Origin of the sequence: Peribacillus sp. YIM B13482 (genome assembly GCF_042787975.1) — a bacterium.
Classification (GTDB): domain Bacteria; phylum Bacillota; class Bacilli; order Bacillales; family DSM-1321; genus Peribacillus; species Peribacillus simplex_A.
Window position 1 is genome coordinate 52,533 of record NZ_JBHZPF010000005.1, and the last position, 21,302, is coordinate 73,834.

The following is a 21,302-nucleotide window of genomic DNA, read 5'->3' on the forward strand; positions in this document are numbered from 1 at the left end:
GAGACCCCACAGGCGTTTACGCCGAGGAGGCTCACCGCCCGCCCCGCGGAAAGCGAGCATCTGGAGGGGAAATCAACCACAACTCACTACCTGGTAAATAGCAACAAAGTATGTGAAAACAGCCTTTATTAAAGTTATGAACTAATAGTGTACTATCTTTAAAGAGTTTTTTTAAAGACAAATACGACAGTAATATTGTGAAAATTTGTTTCGGAATATAATTTGCTATCCGGTCTAATCTTTATTGTTCAGCCATACGTTAAAAAGATGTAAGTAAAATAATTAAGGGGGAAGTGCTTTGTCAGAAGGATTGCATAGTATCATTTTACCGGTTCCGATAAGAACAGTATGGGGTTTTGTAAGTAGCATAAATCGTTGGGCACCTCTTGTCCCAGGGTATATCAATCATGAGATGATAAATGATGGGACACTTATATGGGAGTTTAAAAGCGATTTGGGACTAATGAAAAAGAAAATTAAACTTGAAGTGAATATATTGGAATGGAACGAACCCGATAAGGTAACATTTAAACTTAAGGGGTTAAATGAAAAATTTGAGGGCCATGGCTATTTTTTAGCAGAACAGTGCGGCAGTGGACAGACTAAAATGACTGGCTGCCTGGCGATAACGGCAAAAGGTGCTAAAGCCCCGATTGTCAATGCTTTGTTAAAAACCTACGTTCCCCAAATGATAATCGAGTTTTCTGAGGCTATTGCACAAAGTCTGCTTGTACAAAAATAGAAATTACATATGGATTTAGGAATATTGATCATTGGCACTTGACAATTATACCTAAGTGGTATGTATTATAAATTGTAAGATTTTTATTCAAGCTTCACTTCAAACTGAACGGGTTTTATGATGAAGTCTGGATAGGATTCAAAAGTAATTGGCAGGTAGGAGGCAGACCTCACATGGAATATGATAAGCAGATGAAGAATAGAGTGAAGCGAATTGAAGGGCAGCTTCGTGGGATATTGAAAATGATGGAGGAAAACAAAGATTGTAGAGATGTGGTAACGCAGTTATCTGCCACTAGATCCGCAATCGACAGGACAATTGGGGTAATTGTAAGTTCCAATCTTGTAGATTGCGTTCGGGAGGCTAATGAAACCGGAGAAAAGAATCCCGAGGAGCTAGTCAAGGAAGCTGTGAATTTATTGGTGAAAAGCCGGTAAGTCAATTTACATTTATGTTCATGTTGAGTTGGGATTATTTAGAGAATGATTATAAAACAATCTGTTCACACTGGGAAATGTTGGTGGGGCAGTGGATATTTTTATTAAATGGGTCTCTACAGGAGGAGGCCTATTTTTGTGAATTCTCTGTTTTCCTTTTATAATAAGCAAATCCTTTGATATAAAGAATTTGCATGTTATCCTTAAGGGGATAAAAATTGAGTGAGGGTATGCTATGGAATTTACGCATGTTACATCGGTTTTGCTCGGCCTTGTTATCATTCTTAATATATTATTTGCCACGATTGTCATATTTTTCGAAAGAAGGGAAGCGAGCACGACCTGGGCTTGGTTATTGGTGTTATATTTTCTGCCTGTAGTTGGTTTTATTTTATATCTCCTTTTTGGAACGAGTTTAAGGCACGCCCATTTGTTCCAATGGGAGGACAAGAAGAAGGTCGGGATTGAAGAAATCCTTGATAAACAGATGGAAGAGCTTTCTACAAATCATTTTCCCTTTCGAAATGCTTCTTCGAGTAATTATCGTGATTTGATTTATATGCACCTCCGGAACAATGATGCCGTTCTTACGGAAGATAATCAAGTCGATATTTTTACGGAAGGAAAAAAGAAGTTTGACCAGCTTTTTAAAGATATTGAAGAGGCTGAAAACCATATACATATACAATATTACATCATCCAAAGGGACGGCCTTGGTAAGCGATTCATTGAGGCTTTGACTAAAAAAGCTAATGAAGGCGTCAAAGTGCGAATTCTTTATGACGAGTTGGGATCTAGGGGAATGACTAAAAGTTTCTTCAGGGAATTTAGGCAGGCAGGAGGACTAGTGGAGGCATTCTTTCCATCCAAGTTAAAATTTATAAATTTACGGTTGAATTTCCGTAATCATCGAAAGCTTGTCATCATAGATGGAAAGGTAGGGTATGTTGGCGGCTTTAATGTAGGGGATGAATATTTAGGGCTTAACCCAAAATTCGGTTATTGGCGTGATACACACCTTCGAATAAGGGGTTCAGCTGTAAAAGCCATTCAAACCCGTTTTATCCTGGATTGGAATCAGGCATCAAAGCACCATGATATAACATATCAGCCTCATTATTTCCCTACTTTAGAGCCTCAAGGCAATATAGATTTGCAAATTGTGACAAGTGGGCCGGATTCTGAATGGGAACAAATTAAAAATGGCTATATTAAAATAATTTCTTCAGCAAAGAAATCGATTCTCATTCAAACACCTTACTTCATACCGGATGCAAGTTTATTGGATGCACTCAGGATTGCCAGCTTGTCTGGATTGGATGTAAAAATTATGATTCCGAATAAACCGGATCACCTTTTCGTTTATTGGGCAACAACTTTCAATGCAGGGCAATTATTAAGAGCGGGAGCTAAAATATACATCTATGATAACGGCTTTATACATGCGAAGATGATCGTCGTGGATGAAGAGGTCTCTTCGGTGGGGACAGCTAACATTGATGTCCGAAGTTTTAAATTGAATTTTGAAGTCAATGCCTTCATTTATGATGAAGGAATGGCCGAAACACTGACAAGCATTTTTTATAAGGATATCCAAGTCTGCAGGCAGCTTACAATTGAAGAGTTTGAAAAGCGATCAAGATGGATTCGTTTTAAGGAGTCCATTGCAAGACTGGTATCGCCCATTTTATAATTTAAAAAGAAGCGGCCCATTACTATGTAGGCCGCTTCTTTTGGTACAATAGAAAATGATCAATTAAAGGGGGGAATGCCGTGAAAACTTTTATAATCACAGGAGCTTCTAAAGGTTTAGGTGCTGCCATTGCCAAGCGATGTATGCGGACGAGTGATCATTGCATTTTAGTTTCCCGTACAGCCCATCCTGAAATGGAGAGGCTGGCTGGAGAATTCGGGACGAAACTTACATTCATTTCGATGGACTTGAATGAGACTGATAAGTTACCTTCCTTAATCCTTGAGATTCTTGCTGCTGTCGATGAAACAAGTGACATTTACTTCATTAATAATGCAGGTGTCATAGAACCGATAAAGCCGGTAGGGAACCTTGGTCAGGTAAATTTGGAAACAAGCATGCGGGTGAATTTCATGGCACCCATCGTATTGACCGATGAATTCGTTAAACTAACCCGGGACTGGAATAGAAAGAAGGTAATGGTGAACATATCTTCAGGTGCAGCAAAAAATCCCTATCATGGCTGGGCTGCCTACTGCAGTACTAAGGCAGGGCTAGAAATGTTCACGCGGGTTGCAGGGTCGGAACAGGGTAAATTACCTTTCCCTACGTCTCTCATATCTTTTTCACCAGGTGTAATGGATACGGAGATGCAGGGAACAATCCGGTCAGCGGACGAACGGGACTTTTCCAATCGAGACAAATTCCATGAATATAAAGAGAAGGGTATGTTAAGGAGTCCCGAATTTGTGGCAGAAAAACTATTGCAGCTAATTGAAGTGGAAGATTTGGAGAATGGGAAGTTTTACGATATTAAGAATTTACTTTGATGTATGTAAGAATGGGTAAAACGGAAAATCAATTGATGGCTCATATTGAGGGGTGTCCTTTTGGACATCCTCTTTTTTATTAAGCATTCCTTTATTCTACTTCGTAAAAACCCATCATTTAAATATCGCATGGGATACCATCATTATGGAAATGAGATAATTCGTTCTATCTATTAACCTGAATAACATAAACTTTTTGGAGGGGGTTTGGAGGGTTTTGAATGACGATCATTGTTGTGAAAAAAGGTGACAGTCTTTGGGAAATCGCCACGAAAAATAAAGTTGACCCATCGAGGATAATTGAAGTCAACGGATTGGAATCAGCAGCTTTGGTTCCTGGTCTGGCATTGTATATACCTAATCAAAATGTGGTGAATCGAAGGTATCTTATTAAAAATCAGGATAACCTTTCTGAAATAGGCAGTCGTTTTGGAACAAGTGCTGCGGCAATCATGAAGGCCAATCCAGGAATTGTTGCGAGCTCGCTAAAGGTTGGCACAGAAATTTCGATTCCGTCTCCTTACAAAAATCAATTGATTACGCTGGGGTTTGCCTTCCCGACTTCTAGTGGGGTAGTATTTGAAACACTTGAGGAGAATGGTGATAAATTATCCTACTTAGCCATTGTAGCTTATTCCTTTACCGAGGAAGGCTTTGCATTCATTGACGGTGATGACCTCCCCCTAATCGCGAAATGCAAGCAAGCCGGGGTGACGCCGCTATTGATGATCCGGAATTATCAAGAGGGGGATTTTAATGCTGACTTGGCTGGTGATGTTCTCACTAATTCAGGATTCAGAGCGAATTTAATCAATAGTATGCTGAATTTCGTAAGGGAGAAAGGCTATGGGGGTGTCAGTATGGATATCGAATTCATCCCTCCTGCACGACGTTCAGATTATGTGCTTTTTTTAAAAGAATTAAAGGCGGGGTTGAACGAACTGATCCTCCATGTGAACGTACATGCAAAAACAGCAGATAATCCCGATAATCGAATTGTAGGCGGTCATGATTATCGGGGGATTGGAGAGGCAGCCGACCTAGTTGCCGTGATGACCATTGATTATGGGTATCCAACTGGCCCACCTGAACCCATTTCCCCTCTTTGGTGGATGGGCGAGGTTATCCGTTATGCTTTGGCGAATATACCAGGAAGTAAATTACAGTCTGCATTTCCTATGTATGGATACGATTGGATAGTGCCTAGCCATGAGACTAAGGCTTTATCAGCGCAAAATGCCCAAAATCTTGCGATTGCAACTAGTTCTGAAATCACTTTCGATACTTCCGCGGCATCACCTACCTATTCTTATAGAAGAGAGAATTCGAAACATGTCGTTTGGTTAGAAGATATTCGTTCGATAAGCGCTAAATATGCATTGATTGATGCATATGAACTGATAGGGGCTACTTATTGGCAGATTGGTTTGCAATTCCCTCAGAATTGGGCGTTTATGGAACAGAATATCTTGATAATAAAATAAAACGAATTTGGGAAAAGAGGAGGTGAATTTACTTTTTTGTCTGTTTGTTTGTGCGACTTTCATCAGGACCAAGGCAATCACACCGAGATTTTAAAGTGAGTCTATCGTGTTCGTGGCCTTCTAATCGCTAAAAAGAAAGGGAGCCATGGAAAATGAACGGCACCTCCAATTGTTAGATGTTGTCTAACAATTGGAGGTGCCATTTTTTTGACTAAATCTACGATAGACGAAAAAATACATGCAGTTTTAGCGTAACTGGAAGGGGAAAAATCCTATAAATCCATTGCATAAGAAAGAAATGTGGTTTATCCCCTCTGAAAGGATGGGTCGCTCGCTATCTTGAACATGTGATGGAAGGACTTGCTGCATCCTATACAAATTACACTCTGCCCTTTAAACTAGAGGTACTTAAATATATAAATGAATATGAGACATCGATCAGCGAGACCGTTGTACACTATAACCTTCCTTCGATTCTACAGGAAGGATGTATAGACGCCCTTAAATTTTTTTAAAAAAGGGCGTCTATCCATGAAAAAAAGAAACCAAGAAAACACCGCCATCTAAAGGCTCTCAAGAAGCACTTCTTGCCGAATGATAATACTTACGTACAGAGAATGACCATTTAAAAAAGTTGAATGCCTTAGTTCAAGAAAAGAAAACCCTACAAAGAAAGACAAAGCGAAAGTAGTCCATGAACTAAGGAAACAAATTGATTTAAATCTGCTTCAATCCATTTCTAACATGGCACGGGCAAACGCCTTCGGTCGTGAGGATAAATACACAGAAATTAAATCCCTGCCCTCAAGGCTGTCTAATTAAATAAAGTGTCAACTTTTTGGGTTTACTTCAAAAACCAAGGCTCCTTTTTCTTTAACGGTGAATCGAAAGGAATGAAGGATCGGCTAGGCATATTAGATCTAGACAGTGGTTGATCACGTTTCTTTCCCATGTAAGTCCTTCCTTTTAAAAATCGCATAAAGAAAGGCGAGGAAAATCATGGTGGAAGAAAATCGGAACGTTGTTTCGACACTATATGTTTCTGTTATATAGCCTAACAGCAAGACAGAACCGGCAAATGTAAGATTGATGACCGCTCCCCAAACTGCATAAATTTTCGCAAGCGTCTTTTCCGAAGCATGGTCTTGGAATAGCTTGGTGTAAATCACTTCCCGGATTTGTTCAGGGAGACCATACAAACATGCCAGCAGCAATGCGAATGCTGGAATACTGGTAGATCCAAAAAGCAGGATCAGCATTGCACTGAGAAATAGTCCGAAAATGATGAAGAATCCTATATGTTTTTCTAGTAACTTGGCAAAACGGATGACAATCAATCCACTGAAAATCATGCCGATAAAGTAGCTTGTGTTAATGTATCCCCACCACTCCTCACCTAATTGCAAGTTCTCATCAACATATACATAAATAACGGCAGCTACCCAAACGCTTGAAGCTAACGTTGTGATAAAATCAATGGAAATGAGTGTACGGATAGTTGGGAGATGGCGAATCGCTATCCATCCGGATTTAATCGAATCCCGGTTTGACGGACGAACGGTGTTCGTTGTTTGTTCTGAGACTTCAATTTTTACTGTATAGAGGGTTGAAACGGCAAACAGTATGACCGTAAGCCAGATAATGATACTGCTGTTGGTACTTATTAATAAGACGGAACCGAGAGGCCATCCTGCTACAAAGATGGTCTGGGTGATCATATTCAAGAAACCATTCGCCTTCATCCATTCTTCTTTTGGCACTAATTGAGGAACCAAAGCTGCGCTAACCGGGGCAGCGACTCCATCCAATAATGAAATCATGGCAATGAAGAATATGACGGCAACAGCAAAACCATGATTGAAATTTGTTATATAGATTCCTAAGACAACGAGTAAGATAGTCTTCCACCATTGAGATTGTACAAGTATTCCTTTTAAAGGAAACCTGTCGATGACAAGGGGGGCAAGCAGACTACTGATAAACCGAAAAATCGTTGTAGTGAAAGGGAGCAGACTCAAATAAAAGGCCGATCCCGTTAAGGTATATAATAGTGAAATCAACCCGACTACATAAAATATATCCCCTAGATTTGCAAACGCCTGACTGATCCAAAGGCATCGAAACGATTTGTTTTTCATGAGTACCATCCTTTTACGAGAATAAAGTCCATTGATAATTAGAATGGTTTTTTATTTACACTGGATTCACTCCTTCATTTAATAGATTGAAAGAGCCGGGTTGGGTGATTTTACCATAATATGAATATATAGGTTCTGAAATGCTTGCTGATTATTGAATATAGAATTATACTCCTTAATATATGTTAAAAAGGAGAAAAATTTGATGATTCGACGCTTTGCTACATATTACCTGCCACATAAGCGGTTATTCATTATTGACTTCTTCAGTGCAGTGGTCGTTGCGGTACTTGAACTTGCATTTCCGCTCGCAGTTCAGTGGTTTATCGATACACTGCTGCCTGGCGATGATTGGTCTGCAATTGTTTCAGTAAGTGCCGGTTTGTTCCTTCTCTATATCATGAGCCGTATAACCAATGATCTGTTCGATATTGGTGAACTTGCTCACCATGGTCCCGAAGATTTATTCATCGCCTTCATGACTTTTATAGGTGCATTTTGGATTATGCTGACAATCAATGTGAAACTGGCACTCATATCTGTATGTATATTACCGTTCCTCGTTTTATTGATTGTCATTAGTAATTTAAAGATGAATAAAGCCTGGAGAAAAATGTATACCGAAGTTGCTGATGTAAATGCCCGCGTAGAAGATAGCGTCTCAGGAGTGAGGGTTGTCCAATCTTTTACTAATGAAACATATGAAATGAATAGATTTTCTACTAATAATCGCAGATTCCGTAAAGCGAAACTTCTTGGATATAAGGTAATGTCCTTTAGCTTATCAGGCATTTACATGATGACGAGGTTTATGACCCTTGCCGTGTTGGTAATGGGAGCTTGGCTAACTTTTCATGGGCAGCTCTCTTATGGTGAACTGGTTGCATTCGTCTTATATGTAAACGTATTATTTAAGCCAATCGACAAAATCAGTGCGTTGATGGAACTCTATCCAAAAGGGATGGCCGGCTTTAAGCGTTTTACGGAACTTCTTGATGTCGCACCTGATGTCGTGGATAAAAAGGATGCAATAGCGGTTTCTTCCCTTTTGGGGAATATTTCCTTTAATGACGTTTCTTTCAACTATGAAGACAAAAAATCCGTTTTAAAAGGTATTGATCTTACTATTAAAGCGGGTGATACTATCGCTTTTGTCGGGCCATCTGGAGCAGGTAAAACTACAATATGTTCATTAATCCCACGATTTTATGATGTAAATGCCGGTTCGATTACCATTGATGGAATTGATATTCGTGAGATGCTGAAAAAGTCATTGCGGTCACAAATTGGCATTGTCCAGCAAGATGTTTTCCTATTTACAGGAACTGTTAAAGAAAACATTGCGTACGGAATGCTAAATGCATCAGATGAACAAATTATGGAAGCAGCAAGGAAGGCCCATTTAGAGACTTTCATTGAAGGACTTCCAAAAGGCTATGTGACTCAAATAGGTGAACGTGGTTTGAAATTATCGGGGGGACAGAAACAACGAATTGCAATAGCAAGGATGTTTTTGAAGAATCCGCCAATATTAATTCTCGATGAGGCAACCTCTGCACTCGATACTGAGACGGAACGAATAATTCAGGAGGCCCTTACTGAACTTGCCGAAAACAGAACTACGTTAATCATCGCACACCGATTGGCAACCATTCGTAATGCTGACAAAATCGTAGTTGTTACTGAAGAAGGAATTGTTGAAGAAGGCGGTCATGATGACTTACTTAAACAGGGGGGCATTTTTTCCAATCTGCATCAATTACAATACCAAAAATGATAAAAAGCTATATGTCCTTACGAGGATATATAGCTTTTTTAATAGAATGGAATGGAGTTCAATCAATCATGATTTCGATAAAACACAATATTAAATTGATATTACAAAAGGAATCCAACAAATTACAGCTCCCTTTTAATGAAGAAATCGAAAAATGGTAGAAACTTTGCCATTATTTAAATTTTCCCAAAAAAGAAAAATAGGAATTCGGTTTAGTCTTTTAACACTCTAGGTTGCGAGGGGGTGTTTAGTCGGTTAGACGTTCAAATTAAGGCGAAATCTAATAGGTCCGCCTATATCAATAGGATTGGCTGTGCATACAATAAAGGGTAGACGGAGAGGCCATAAACCAGAAAAGAGTAAGGAGTGAAAATCGTGAAAGTAATGACCATTTTAGGGACCCGACCTGAAATCATCAGATTAAGTCTTATTATAAAGAAGTTGGATCAGTATGCCGATTCACATATTCTAGTGCACACTGGACAAAATTTCACTACATCCTTAAGCGAAATATTCTTCCAGCAGTTACAGGTAAGGAAACCTGATTATGTCTTGCTGAGTCAACAGAAATCCCTCGGCGAACAGTTAGCGGCCATTTTTAAGAATTTAGAGACCATCCTATTAAATGAAAAACCAGACAAAGTATTAGTGTTGGGGGATACGAACTCCGGGCTCAGCTCCATCTTAGCAGAAAGACTGGGCATCCCGGTCATTCATATGGAAGCGGGTAACCGTTGCTTTGACCTGGAAGTGCCTGAAGAGAAAAATCGCCGGATCATTGATGCTGTTTCAAGCTTGAATTTACCTTATACACCTCAAAGTAAAGTGAATCTTTTGAATGAGGGTATTCCCAGTAAAAGAATCTTTTTATCGGGGAACCCCATTTTCGAAGTTTTGAACCATTACAACAATGAGATTGAGCAAAGTGTAATTTTGGACAAATTGAATCTGAATAAGGAGGATTATTTCCTCGTAACCGCCCATCGTGCCGAAAATGTTGACTATGAAGATCGATTGATCGAAATTATGAAGGGCATTAATATGGTCGCCGAAACCTATCAAAAAAGAATCATATGCAGTTTACATCCCCGGACAAAATCCCGCATAGAACTCAGCCCCAAATTAGAAGTGCACCCATTAATTGAATTCCATGAGCCATTTGGTTTCTTTGACTTCGTAAAGCTTGAAAAAAATGCTTTTTGTGTGCTGACCGATAGTGGCACCGTTCAAGAGGAATGCTGCTTGTTCCATGTACCGACCGTGACGATACGAAAAACAACGGAAAGGCCAGAAACCATTGAGTCGGGCAGCAATATGTTATCGGGAATTAACGCTAAACAAATCGTCAATTGCGTAAAGATTATGGTTAACCAGCAAAAAAACTGGACAATTCCAGAAGGCTACGACCATAAAAATGTTTCGGATAAAGTGCTTAAAATAATATTGGGAGGCCATGAAATTGATTAAGAATCGAAAAATCTTGGTAACAGGCGGTACAGGCTCATGGGGATATGAATTGGTAAGGCAGCTACTGGATTTTGAACCGAGTGAAATACGGATTTTTTCAAGGAATGAGTCTAATCAATTCACAATGAAACAAGAGTTTGATAACAATCCGAAATTGCATTTCATTATCGGAGACATAAAAGAGAAGGATGCGTTATTGGAAGCATGCCAAGGCGTTGATTATATCTTTCATTTGGCCGCATTAAAGCATGTTCCTGTATGTGAAGATCAACCCATAGAAGCATTAAAGACGAACGTAATTGGTACACAGAATGTTATAGAAGCAGCTATAAGCTGTAATGTGCATTCAGTTGTGAACATTTCTACAGACAAGGCTTCGAATCCATCCAATTTTTATGGTTTATCAAAAGCAATGGCCGAAAGGTTGATCATTCACGCTAATACATTAAACACAAAAACTAGATTTGTATGTATCCGCGGCGGAAATGTTTTGGGAACGAACGGAAGTGTCATCCACGTATTCAAAAAGCAAATCAAAGAAAAGGGAAAAATAGGTATCACGGATTTAAATATGACAAGGTTTTTTTTAACCATTGAAGAAGCGATTAAATTGGTATTTAAGGCAACCTTTGAAAGCATTGGCGGAGAAATATTCGTGATGAAAATGCCATCCTGTAAAATTATTGACCTCGCTGAAGTTTTAATACAAGCGTCCAATAAAGGAAATGTTGATGTGGAAGTCCTAGGTATCCGTCCTGGTGAAAAACTCCATGAGATCTTACTTTCAGAATATGAAAGCACGACGGCAATTACCTATGATGAAGAATATTATGTAATACTGCCAGCCATTCACATAGAGGGCATAAAGGAACATTACTCTAAATACCAGTCTGTTAGTTTAGAAGATTATAACTCTGGCACAGGACTAATGGGTAAAGCCCAGATTAAGGAAATGTTAAAGAAAGGTGGCTTCATTTAACATGAAGGTACTAGTCCTTGGTGGACAAGGAATGGCAGGCCATGTAATAAAAGATTATTTCACAGGGGACCCCAGATATCAGGTAACCTATACGTCAAGGGATCCGAATGATAAAAAGGGCTTATATCTGGATGTAACCGATTTAACGAGTCTAGAAGAAATTATGGATAAAGTAAAACCCGACATTACGATCAATTGTATTGGGATATTAAATGATCATGCAAGTGATAATACGAAACTCGCTTTTCAGGTTAATAGTGTGTTTCCCCATCAACTTGTCAAATTGAGCGAACGCAATAATGGGAAATTGATTCATATCAGTACAGATTGTGTATTTTCAGGTAGAAAAGGAGATTATACCGAGAACGATTTCCCTGATAGTACCACGATTTATGGTCAGTCTAAACACTTAGGAGAAATTATTAGCGAAAAACATTTGACGATACGGACCTCCATAATTGGCCCAGAACTAAAAAATGATGGAATTGGTTTATTCCTTTGGTTCATGAAACAAAAAGGTGAAATAAAAGGGTATGAAAAAGTGCTTTGGAATGGTGTAACAACACTTGAATTGGCTAGAGCGATAGACACGATGATCCAGAAGAATATTACTGGGTTATATCATTTAGGCTCGGAGGAAAAAGTCTCAAAGTTATCCTTATTGAAATTGATTGCAGAAGTCTTTGAGAAAAATGATGTAGAAATTATCCCGGATTCAAATATAGTTCTGGATCGCACCATAAAGAATGGTCGGTCCGATTTTAAATACCAAGTTCCAACCTATGAAAAGATGTTAGCAGATTTAAAAGATTGGATAAGAAAGCAAGAAACAAACAGACAAAATGGTTAATGTAAGTATTAACCACTTTTTAGTGCCTGAAAGGCTTAAACGGAAGAACCGAATGATTAAATAAATAATGTAGAGAATCTATTTATTTTGTCATAAGGTGATTTCTTTGAGGATATCTGAAAAAAAACAATATTAAATATTAATGGTCAAGAAAGAAAATATGCTTATGACCATTAGTATATTACATATATTAGTGATCAAATGCTAAAAAAATTACTTTAGGATGAAGTAAATGAAAGTTGTATGTAGAGTTAGGCGGGGACGTAAAAATATAGGTCTCAAAGATAAAACGAATATAAGAAGGAAAATTCGTTCTACCACGGGCGATATCTAGACTTTTAATAAATAGTTCGATTAGTTTCATTCCAATCTAAATAAAATTTTTGGTTTATGGGTGGAACAATAGAAAAAACCGCCTCCTAGTAAAGAAACGGCTTAAAACATATCTTGCTTTACTTTGTTTTTCAATCGTTACTAGAAGGGGATCTTAGTTAGAATAGAGTATTTAGGATTCTGAATTATAACCTGTCCAAACTTATTGTATGGGTACTATAACGTGATGGACAATCTTTCTTATCCATGAAAGGTTCTATGAAACCAATAATGAAATGTTGGTTCTTATTTTTATTTTATCTAAGCTGTGGTGTCATAAACTAAATATTGATGCTAATGCCACTCAGTATCGTTTTCCAATGATGATCATTCGAGTTCCAAATATCATGGTTAGGAAGTTCAATAACACAGACTTTCTCTAGGGGCCAATCGTTTTCAACAATGCCGTTTACATTCGTATGTTTGATAACGAGGATCCGAAAGTCATGCTTCACCAATCCGGATAAAATGGACTCGAGTTCCTTAACATCTTCGAATGAACCCTCCGTTCTTACAAAAAGGATTTTTTGACTCGTTGACATTTTTTCTAGGAATCTTTGAATTCTTCTGTCATATTTCTCTTTGACCTCAGGATAACCGCCTAAATGGGTCAGCGAATTCTTATCTGTTTTAAAGTCATGATTGAAGCCTATATTGTAATGCTCGTCTAATACGTAAAGGTCCAACTGCGAAAGGTATTTTATTGGTTTTAAATGACTGGGATCCAAGAAATCGGAAAACTGATTTTGCAGAAGAAGGTTCACTTTAGGTAAAGTGGGAGAACCCACCCAATCCAGCACTCCTGCATATGGTCTTAAATTGTTTTTTCTCAGCTGAATGGAGGCCAAACAAAGATCTCCCAAACTAAAGAAAGCATCGTAACTTCCGCTAATATCTTTTAAACTTAAACTCATTTTTTCATCTCCTTTTATGTTACAGGTTTCTTCCGAATTGTTTTATTTTCGGTAGAAAAGGAATGGAAGGATGTGGTTTTCTGCTAGAGTCGTGATGAAAAAAACCTTTATCCTTCTTCATCCCGGTTACTATATTAAATGTAGTAGCGATGTAATGTGAGACGGCAAAAATCAAAACACTATTGAAACTAAACAATTTTTATCGAATCACATGTAAATTAGTAAGGAAAGGTTAAGGATAATAGCATTATCCCGCCTCTTAAGTTAATAGGCTAAATTGAAACTGAAACTATTTCATACATGAAAATGTATAGGTTTCTGATAACCCATTAAAAATATCAGTCTTTGGATACCAATTCAGCGATTGCCGTGCTTTCCTGTTGTCAAGGCAGCTGTGTTTGATATCTCCAGTTCTTCCGGCTGAATGGACTGTATTCACTTTGGAGCCATGAATTTGTGTTAGCATTTTCAATAGTTGATTTACTGATGTTTTCTGTGCCGTGCTTACCTGGATCGTTTCTTGATTACCTCGATCCACCGAAGCGATGTTGGCATGTACTATATCTTTCACATATATAAAATCACGAGTTTGTTCGCCATCACCGTGAATGCTTAATGGCATCCCTTTTTTGAGTTTTTCTAAAAAGACTGCGACGACTCCGCCTTCTCCTTTTGCTGTTTGTCTGGGCCCATAAACGTTCCCATAACGGAGAATCGTATACGGGAGCCCATAAAGCTGATGAAATAATCGGATATATGCTTCGGCAGTCAGTTTTGATAATCCATAATAAGAAATCGGTCCTGTCAGATCATCCTCGGAAATCAAGTCTTTCTGTAAATTACCATAAACACCTGATGTAGAGGAAAAGATCAGTTTACTTACAGAAGAAGATTCATGACAGGCCTTAAGAATATTTATTGTTCCATTGATATTCACATCGGCATCATATTGGGGTTCAAGAATGGAACGACTCACATCCGCCTGTGCAGCCAAATGGAAAACGACATCTGGCTTTTCCCTCACAATGATTTGCCCAGCTACCTCGCTGCATATATCTACAGTATGGATGATGGCATTGGGATGTACATATTCTGTGTGTCCGGAAATCATGTTATCCAATACATGGACCTCGGCACCATTTAAGATAAGTTCTTCAACGAGATGGGAACCAATGAACCCAGCCCCTCCTGTCACGATAGCCTTCATACATCATACTCCTTTTATATGTTTTCAGTATTGTATGTTATACGGCCACTACTCGCTTAAACAGGTACCTAGCTTTATCTAAAAAAGAAAGGGAAAAGAAAAGATGCTGACGCAATCGGAGTGGTCAGCACCTTCTTAGTTGTCATTATTTATTCTTCCTTTTGGTAATTGCGCTTTCATATACACCTAGCACATTTTGAACACCTTTATCCAGAGACCAGTGATTGAGTCCCCATTTTTTGGCATTTTCTCCAAGGTTTTTCATATAGGGCTCATGCTCTAATAAATAATCTATATGGATGGTTAACATTTTTTCATCCCCTACAGGTGTTAATACACCTGTAATTCCATGTTCAATGATTTCAGGTACTCCTCCCACATCACTGGCGATTACAGCCTTTCCAGTAATTTGTGCTTCTATTACTGACAAAGGCTGGTTTTCCATCAAGGTTGGAAGAACGAAGATATCCGAAATGGATAACAAATAAGGAATATCATCCCGTCTCCCCAAGAAGATCACGTCAGTTTCCAAGCCCATGGCCTTGCTTTTAATTTTCAACTCCATTTCCTGGGGACCGTCCCCAACTATCCAACAAACCCAATCATTTCTGATTTCCTTTAATTGCATAAGTGCCCCTATTAAATGATGCACTCCTTTAAACTCATTCAATCGACCCGTATAAATAATCACTTTCCTATCGGCTGGACGTTTAATATCGGATTTTTCTTCCACTCGCTTCAGGAATGATTCGGTATCATATCCATAATGAAAAACACTAAGTTGTTCATCTGGAACTTTAAATTCATCCGTTAAAATATTTCTCATCCATTCATTGGCTACAATCGTATTATCAGCAGAAGTCGCACCATCATATTCAAATTGATTAAAATAATATTGCCCTTTTTTTACGCTGCTTTTATTTTCCGTTTTGGAGGTGTAATACGCGCTCTTAAGTTCGTGAGCAACACAACCATGGAGGGTGGCGACTAGAGCAGTTTTTTCGGATCTTATTCTGTTAATGCAGACGGTTGAAAATATATCTTGTGTATGAATGACATCATATTGTTCCAAACCTAAATGTTTTGCTCCTAACTGGAAAAAGTTACACCTTGTTTCATAATAATGGATCACTGGATCGCTATGAATGGGTGAATTATGTTGGTCCATCAATATCGAGATTTCTTCTGGCAGCAGTGCATCCCTATATATCCTGCGATTTTCATTGATAATGTGAACATAGTTATGGGCCTCACCATAGCTTAGTAAATCTACCTCATGTCCTAGAGATTCGAGCTTTTTTTTTAATTGTTGCATATAGTTCCAAACACCACCCACATGTGGTGCTACCCAAAAAGTGGCAAGCAGGATTTTCATGAATATTTCTCCCATCTCTTAGTACTTAGAAACTAATGATTTCATATTCGTTTTTATATAAGTATTCAGAAGATAAACTTGTGTTATAGATGGGTGTCATTATGAACAATTTTTCTGAAACCACTTTTAAAAAAATTAAAAAAAGAACTAACAATGAGTGACTGCTCTGCCATTCGATGTTAGTTCTGCAAGTTACAATATTTTTTTGAACAAAGCCTTTTTTTGCGCTTCCCAAGGGATTGAAATAATAAATTATTAAAACTAAAAATGATACAAAAAAACAAGCGAGCAAAACTGTTACACACTTGCTATAAAGTGGTTTGATATTACTCTATACATAAAAGGGTTCTAGGGTAAGACATCTTTTATGAGTTTAGTATTCCTCACTATTTATTACTAGCTGGAATATGCAGCTGCGTTAAGGCTTTCGGGGCCAGTCCGAGTTGGTGCGATTACTATTCCTCCTGGTATGCTAACGAACGCTTGATACACTAAAAATCCAGGGTTAGGTGGTGCATAGTCACAACCGGTTACAGTTATTATTCTTCTAGCAGCAACTTCTAATACACCGATAGCCGGTGAGGTTTCTACTGCTGAATAGACAAGGACCCGTCCAGGTCCTACACCTCTATAAATTTGGATGGTAATAGGTACGGCGACAGTTGCTATAGAGCTAATGGCGGTGGTTGCAGTGAATTGAATACGAAGATTCGGTCCAGCATTCGCTGTGTTAAGACCAAGTGTTGCAAAAAGTGCGGGCGTTGAGGAAAGCGGAATGGAAATTCCTCCACTAAAACTAATGTTTTGCGAAACTTGAGCGTCTAAAAATGTTCCCAATATATATCACCTCTTTTCTAAATGGTATATTCCAGTATATAAATAAGATTATATATTCGTGTGGACAAGTTACCTTTTCTAAAAAAATATTCTTTTAGAATTTCAAGAAAACAAAGATGTTAAATTCATCTTTATAATTAATGTTCCATTCGAAATGAAACGTTTGAGGTTCAGGAGTAATATTGAAAAACATAAGTTTTTGTCCATTTGTTCTTAAAATGGAGAGAGTAACCTATAGCAAATGAAGGATAAAGGCATAATGTAATAAGGAGTCTGTGTGAGCAATGAAATAGGTCTCATTAATCATGACTCTAAATGATGATTACTAAAATATAAATTATGAGTTTAATAAGGATTTCGAAAATAAACGAGACCATTAAGTTGGTAAAAGTGTGAATATTAACATCAATAGTGATTGGATGAGAAATCGATGAATCAACAAGGAAAATTAATAATCACAGGGGCTAATGGGTTTACAGGTCGGCATGCATGCGCACACTTCCTGAAATCAGGATTTGATATTACGGCGGTTTCAAGAAAAAAGCTGAATATCGAAGGTAAGATAACTGCAGAATGTTGTAATCTGACAAATGGAAACGATGTAAACAACCTCATCAAAAGGACCAAACCTCAGTACCTTCTCCATTTAGCTGGACAAAACCACGTTGGAGAATCATGGTTGGAACCCGTTTCAACTTTGGAGGCAAACACCATGTCCACTGCATATTTAATCGATGCCATTCGTAAACAAAGTCCAGCTTGTAAAATCGTGATAGTCGGCTCAGCTCTTCAAATTGATCCCATTTCCATTTCCTCTATTCCCCATCCTTATAGTTTAAGTAAAACACTTCAAGTACTTATAGCAAAATCATGGGCCGTTTTATATAACATGGATATCATCATTGCAAAACCATCCAATCTAATTGGACCTGGACTATCCAATGGGGTTTGTTCCATTTTCGCAAAAAAAATTGCAGAGATGGAAAAGATGGGAATGGAAAAGGTCCTTGAGGTCGATAATCCGAATGTTCAACGTGATTTCCTGGATGTAAGAGATGCAGTGAGAGCTTATGACCTTCTTTTGAGAAGGGGACAGTCTGGAGAAACATACGATGTTGTTTCAGGTACTAATCGTTCTTTAGAAGACATCATTGAAGGCTATAGGACGGTAACAACAGGTGAAATTAAGGTGAACTCCCAACGAAATGATTTAATCGAAAATAAAATGGCAATCAATCCTATTAAGCTCGTGAATTTGGGTTGGAAGCCAAGTATCCCACTTGAATTATCTTTAATGGACATTCTTGCCTTTCATCGCGAATTAAAGGAAAAGTGCTGAAATCAAATGGATGCAGTTAGAAAAATACTTTATATAAAATGTTTCTCAGGAGGGAAGGCAATGGAGCCGAAAGTATCAATCATTATTCCATTTTATAATTGTCCCTATATAGATCAAGCCATTCAAAGTGCGCTTGATCAAACCTATAAGAATATAGAGGTAATTGTCGTAGATGACGGTTCGACAATTTTTACTGAAAAAATCGAGCCGTTCTTGGAGAAGGTCCGTTACTTAAGAAAAGAGAACGGGGGAACTGCGACAGCTTTGAATCATGGGATAAGTGCTGCTACGGGAGAATATGTCGCTTGGTTAAGCTCGGATGATTATTTCTTGTCAGAAAAGGTGTCTTTGCAAATTTCGTTTATGCTCGAACATAACGCAGATGTGAGTTTTACGAATTTTGATTGTATTGATAAAAATGATGATGTCACTCTTCCTTGGACCGGAGAACGCTTTTCCGATATTGAAAACGGGGTGTACCATGCTTTTTTACTTCGTAATGCCGTGAATGGCTGTACAGTGGTTTTGAAGAAAGATGTATTCGATGTGGTTGGTTATTTCAATCCATATCATCGTTATACACATGATTATGAAATGTGGCTTCGTATATTGGTAAATGGTTTTAAAATGTATTATTTGGATGAAGTCTTAACAAAGTTCAGGATACATGAAGAATCGGGTACAAGCAGATTCCAACCTGAAATGTTAAAAGACATTATCACGATTGAAAGCCATTACCGGCCGATTCTTAAAAAAAATTTAAAGAATTTATAAGCAAACTTTTTTAATAACAAGAAATGGAGGAAATCATTATGTCTGAAGAACTTCTCGATATATTTATGCATGTCCCCAAAACAGGGGGAACGACCTTAAGTGAAATCTTGAGAAAACAATATGAAGTTAATGAAATATTCGATCATGATTCTTACGAATATAAGATTAAAAAAGTTGATCAATTAGAGGAAGAGGAAAAGAAAAAAATCAAAGCTGTAGCGGGGCATTACTATTATGGAATACATCAGCATTTTTCAAAACCCTCCAATTACTTTACGATGTTACGTGATCCAGTAGACCGTGTTATATCCTTATATTTCTTTTTGAAAAATCAACCAGGATATGAGAGAGTTAGAGAAATGACCCTAGAGGAATTTGTATTAAGGGATCCCGAAGCCCAAAATTTACAAACCATGTTAGTAAGTGGTGATCCAGATTATCCAGATATTAAAAAAGCCAAAGAAAATCTAAAGACATTTTCAGTGGTTGGTGTCACTGAGTTGTTCAATGAAACACTTTTTTGCCTAAAAAAGGAATATGCATGGGGAGATATCCATTACACTAGAAAAAATATTACAAAAAACCGTTTGGCAAAAGAGGAAGTGCCATCGGACATAATAAATTTGATTAAAAAATATAACGCAATGGATATGGAACTCTATAATCTTGCTAAGGAACTTCTTTATAAAAAACTTAAATCACTTACGGTAGATGAGCAAAAGCAATTAGAAAAGTTCAAACTAGAACAGAGCGCCTTAAACTAGGTTCCTAGGTGGACTATTCCCTATAAAATAAGAAACAGCCGGAATGAAAAATTCCGGCTGTTTCTTATCACTATGGGTTTATTCCTAAGGATTCCAGCATTTTGATGAAATTTTGAGCGTACAAATCAGGACTAAAATGGGTTTTGACGTGTTCTAGGGCATTTGACCGTATACTTTCCCTTATGGTCTGGTTATCCATTAATTCCTTTGCCTCTTTAATTGCATTATCAATGTTTCCTAAAGAGTAAAACTTTCCTGTTTGATTATGAATGATTGAGCTTCTTACACCGTCGGAATCCGTCGTCAGCACAGGGCATCTACAACTCATTGCTTCAAGAAGTGCGTAAGGGGCTCCTTCCACTTTTGAAGTAGAACATAAAAAGCCTCCGGAATCGCCAATTTCAGAGAAAAAACCGGCCATTTCGGAATTAGGGACATTTGAGTGCAGAGTGAGATTGGGACTTAAATTTAATCGATTTATTAATTTATTGAATTTAATTCTTTCTTTAGGGTCACTTAACGTGGGATCTTCGAACATAAGCAATTGTATATTCGGATTATAATTGTTAATTAGTTGATAACCTATCTTGAGAAATTCGCTCCAATTTTTATTATCTTCGACCCTTCCTATCCAGGCCACTTTTCTAAAGCCATCTAATGGTGAAGGTTTGTAAGAGAATTGACTTGTATCAAAACAATTATTAAAACTGAACTTTGGAAACGAAGGGTAAAGTTCATCCATTAATTGCATGATGTGAGGAGTCTTTGGGTTAAGGAATCCGTCGGCATGGGAATTGACAAGTGGGATTGCATTTGTTAGTGCCTCTCTTGCAACTTTTTTCGGTCCGTATCCCTGAATTTCTATAATCATCTTTCCTTTATAACCCATAGACCTGAATCTAGGTAAAGTTTTGAAGTCTGAAACGACAACAACCGCGGAATAATCTCCATCTTCCAATACTTTTTTGATTTCAGCATCATCGTTGGTAATAAATGTTGGGGCACTGTGGTCATTCAAGAAATTCCTTCTATTTTCATAATAAAGAAAATGAGCATCGATACCGTATTTTTTCAGAGCGGCAAATCGTTGTCGATTTAATGTCTCCACTCCACCACTTGGAACATAAAAAACAAACAATATATTCATTTTTCCCCTCCTCATTAATAATGGAGCAACAGGTCTCATATTTAGGCTCGACCCTACTTATCAAGGAAACAGTTACAATAGATCCTTCCATTTTGAATGGATGTGACAAATAGCCATGTAATATACGTATGACTAACTATTCGGATTTATAGCCGTTTTAATTTGTGATGACTTCA

General features: G+C 37.9%; 18 protein-coding genes. 12 read left to right on the forward strand and 6 right to left on the reverse strand.

The features are described 5' to 3' along the window. Positions 1-298 precede the first annotated feature (298 nt). From ACFX4L_RS04830 to ACFX4L_RS04850, 5 genes are all read left to right on the forward strand, one after another. Positions 299-742 carry an SRPBCC family protein gene (locus tag ACFX4L_RS04830; protein ID WP_089363335.1) on the forward strand — a complete coding sequence of 148 codons (444 nt, stop codon included), beginning with the start codon at positions 299-301 and terminating at the stop codon, positions 740-742. Between the two features lie 173 nt (positions 743-915). Continuing rightward, positions 916-1,179 carry a metal-sensitive transcriptional regulator gene (locus ACFX4L_RS04835; RefSeq protein ID WP_061463458.1) on the forward strand — a complete coding sequence of 88 codons (264 nt, stop codon included), beginning with the start codon at positions 916-918 and terminating at the stop codon, positions 1,177-1,179. Positions 1,180-1,414: 235 nt separating this feature from the next. After that, the gene (gene cls / locus ACFX4L_RS04840) at positions 1,415-2,872 is read left to right on the forward strand and encodes a cardiolipin synthase (RefSeq protein ID WP_284470559.1); all 1,458 of its coding nucleotides are present in this window, start codon (positions 1,415-1,417) and stop codon (positions 2,870-2,872) included. 80 nt (positions 2,873-2,952) lie between these two features. Further along, positions 2,953-3,702 (forward strand): (S)-benzoin forming benzil reductase, encoded by a 750-nt coding sequence (locus tag ACFX4L_RS04845; RefSeq protein ID WP_377382868.1) that lies wholly within the window; start codon positions 2,953-2,955, stop codon positions 3,700-3,702. Positions 3,703-3,923: 221 nt separating this feature from the next. Then, positions 3,924-5,186: a glycosyl hydrolase family 18 protein gene (locus ACFX4L_RS04850; protein WP_377404074.1), complete on the forward strand. Its 1,263-nt coding sequence runs from the start codon at positions 3,924-3,926 to the stop codon at positions 5,184-5,186. 935 nt (positions 5,187-6,121) lie between these two features. Here ACFX4L_RS04850 and ACFX4L_RS04855 read toward each other — a convergent pair. Continuing rightward, positions 6,122-7,324, reverse strand: coding sequence for an MFS transporter (locus ACFX4L_RS04855; protein ID WP_289337473.1), 1,203 nt, complete (start codon positions 7,322-7,324; stop codon positions 6,122-6,124). Between the two features lie 205 nt (positions 7,325-7,529). Between ACFX4L_RS04855 and ACFX4L_RS04860 the strand changes: the two genes are divergently transcribed. The 4 genes from ACFX4L_RS04860 to ACFX4L_RS04875 all read left to right on the forward strand — a co-directional run bounded on the left by ACFX4L_RS04860 (position 7,530) and on the right by ACFX4L_RS04875 (position 12,397). Next, positions 7,530-9,101: an ABC transporter ATP-binding protein gene (locus ACFX4L_RS04860; RefSeq protein WP_377404077.1), complete on the forward strand. Its 1,572-nt coding sequence runs from the start codon at positions 7,530-7,532 to the stop codon at positions 9,099-9,101. 375 nt (positions 9,102-9,476) lie between these two features. Further along, positions 9,477-10,568: a non-hydrolyzing UDP-N-acetylglucosamine 2-epimerase gene (gene wecB / locus ACFX4L_RS04865; protein WP_377382862.1), complete on the forward strand. Its 1,092-nt coding sequence runs from the start codon at positions 9,477-9,479 to the stop codon at positions 10,566-10,568. Next, entirely contained in the window at positions 10,555-11,547 is a 993-nt protein-coding gene (locus ACFX4L_RS04870) for a polysaccharide biosynthesis protein (protein WP_377382860.1), read from the forward strand. Before wecB ends, ACFX4L_RS04870 begins: the two co-directional genes overlap by 14 nt. A 1-nt stretch (position 11,548) precedes the next feature. After that, entirely contained in the window at positions 11,549-12,397 is an 849-nt protein-coding gene (locus tag ACFX4L_RS04875) for a dTDP-4-dehydrorhamnose reductase family protein (protein WP_377382858.1), read from the forward strand. Positions 12,398-13,050: 653 nt separating this feature from the next. Here the strand turns inward: ACFX4L_RS04875 and ACFX4L_RS04880 are convergent. From ACFX4L_RS04880 to ACFX4L_RS04895, 4 genes are all read right to left on the reverse strand, one after another. Then, complete coding sequence (locus ACFX4L_RS04880) at positions 13,051-13,683, reverse strand: DUF1796 family putative cysteine peptidase (protein ID WP_377382857.1); 633 nt, start codon at positions 13,681-13,683, stop codon at positions 13,051-13,053. Positions 13,684-13,972: 289 nt separating this feature from the next. Beyond that, a complete protein-coding gene (locus tag ACFX4L_RS04885) occupies positions 13,973-14,890 on the reverse strand; it encodes an NAD-dependent epimerase/dehydratase family protein (RefSeq protein ID WP_289337479.1) in 918 nt (305 codons plus the stop codon). Positions 14,891-15,035: 145 nt separating this feature from the next. Beyond that, entirely contained in the window at positions 15,036-16,265 is a 1,230-nt protein-coding gene (locus tag ACFX4L_RS04890) for a glycosyltransferase family 4 protein (RefSeq protein ID WP_377404080.1), read from the reverse strand. Positions 16,266-16,661: 396 nt separating this feature from the next. Then, positions 16,662-17,102, reverse strand: a complete 441-nt coding sequence (locus ACFX4L_RS04895; protein WP_377382853.1) for a hypothetical protein — start codon at positions 17,100-17,102, stop codon at positions 16,662-16,664. Positions 17,103-17,532: 430 nt separating this feature from the next. Between ACFX4L_RS04895 and ACFX4L_RS04900 the strand changes: the two genes are divergently transcribed. The 3 genes from ACFX4L_RS04900 to ACFX4L_RS04910 are packed head-to-tail and all read left to right on the forward strand — an operon-like array spanning position 17,533 to position 19,979. Next, entirely contained in the window at positions 17,533-18,441 is a 909-nt protein-coding gene (locus tag ACFX4L_RS04900) for an NAD-dependent epimerase/dehydratase family protein (RefSeq protein WP_377382851.1), read from the forward strand. A 60-nt stretch (positions 18,442-18,501) separates the two neighbouring features. Continuing rightward, on the forward strand, positions 18,502-19,215 hold the full coding sequence (locus tag ACFX4L_RS04905) for a glycosyltransferase family 2 protein (RefSeq protein ID WP_377404083.1): 714 nt from the start codon (positions 18,502-18,504) through the stop codon (positions 19,213-19,215). 38 nt (positions 19,216-19,253) lie between these two features. Beyond that, on the forward strand, positions 19,254-19,979 hold the full coding sequence (locus ACFX4L_RS04910) for a sulfotransferase family 2 domain-containing protein (RefSeq protein WP_289337483.1): 726 nt from the start codon (positions 19,254-19,256) through the stop codon (positions 19,977-19,979). A 70-nt stretch (positions 19,980-20,049) separates the two neighbouring features. Here ACFX4L_RS04910 and ACFX4L_RS04915 read toward each other — a convergent pair whose 3' ends face one another. After that, a complete protein-coding gene (locus ACFX4L_RS04915; protein WP_377382847.1) occupies positions 20,050-21,126 on the reverse strand; it encodes a glycosyltransferase family 4 protein in 1,077 nt (358 codons plus the stop codon). Positions 21,127-21,302: the final 176 nt, after the last annotated feature.

Bases quoted from the DNA above. Each gene is read 5' to 3' on its own strand.
- ACFX4L_RS04835 (WP_061463458.1), top strand. From the start codon at position 916: ATGGAATATGATAAGCAGATGAAGAATAGAGTGAAGCGAATTGAAGGG.
- cls (WP_284470559.1), top strand. From the start codon at position 1,415: ATGGAATTTACGCATGTTACATCGGTTTTGCTCGGCCTTGTTATCATT.
- ACFX4L_RS04850 (WP_377404074.1), top strand. From the start codon at position 3,924: ATGACGATCATTGTTGTGAAAAAAGGTGACAGTCTTTGGGAAATCGCC.
- ACFX4L_RS04855 (WP_289337473.1), bottom strand. From the start codon at position 7,324: ATGAAAAACAAATCGTTTCGATGCCTTTGGATCAGTCAGGCGTTTGCA.
- ACFX4L_RS04860 (WP_377404077.1), top strand. From the start codon at position 7,530: ATGATTCGACGCTTTGCTACATATTACCTGCCACATAAGCGGTTATTC.
- ACFX4L_RS04870 (WP_377382860.1), top strand. From the start codon at position 10,555: ATGAAATTGATTAAGAATCGAAAAATCTTGGTAACAGGCGGTACAGGC.
- ACFX4L_RS04875 (WP_377382858.1), top strand. From the start codon at position 11,549: ATGAAGGTACTAGTCCTTGGTGGACAAGGAATGGCAGGCCATGTAATA.
- ACFX4L_RS04880 (WP_377382857.1), bottom strand. From the start codon at position 13,683: ATGAGTTTAAGTTTAAAAGATATTAGCGGAAGTTACGATGCTTTCTTT.
- ACFX4L_RS04885 (WP_289337479.1), bottom strand. From the start codon at position 14,890: ATGAAGGCTATCGTGACAGGAGGGGCTGGGTTCATTGGTTCCCATCTC.
- ACFX4L_RS04890 (WP_377404080.1), bottom strand. From the start codon at position 16,265: ATGAAAATCCTGCTTGCCACTTTTTGGGTAGCACCACATGTGGGTGGT.
- ACFX4L_RS04900 (WP_377382851.1), top strand. From the start codon at position 17,533: ATGAATCAACAAGGAAAATTAATAATCACAGGGGCTAATGGGTTTACA.
- ACFX4L_RS04905 (WP_377404083.1), top strand. From the start codon at position 18,502: ATGGAGCCGAAAGTATCAATCATTATTCCATTTTATAATTGTCCCTAT.
- ACFX4L_RS04910 (WP_289337483.1), top strand. From the start codon at position 19,254: ATGTCTGAAGAACTTCTCGATATATTTATGCATGTCCCCAAAACAGGG.
- ACFX4L_RS04915 (WP_377382847.1), bottom strand. From the start codon at position 21,126: ATGAATATATTGTTTGTTTTTTATGTTCCAAGTGGTGGAGTGGAGACA.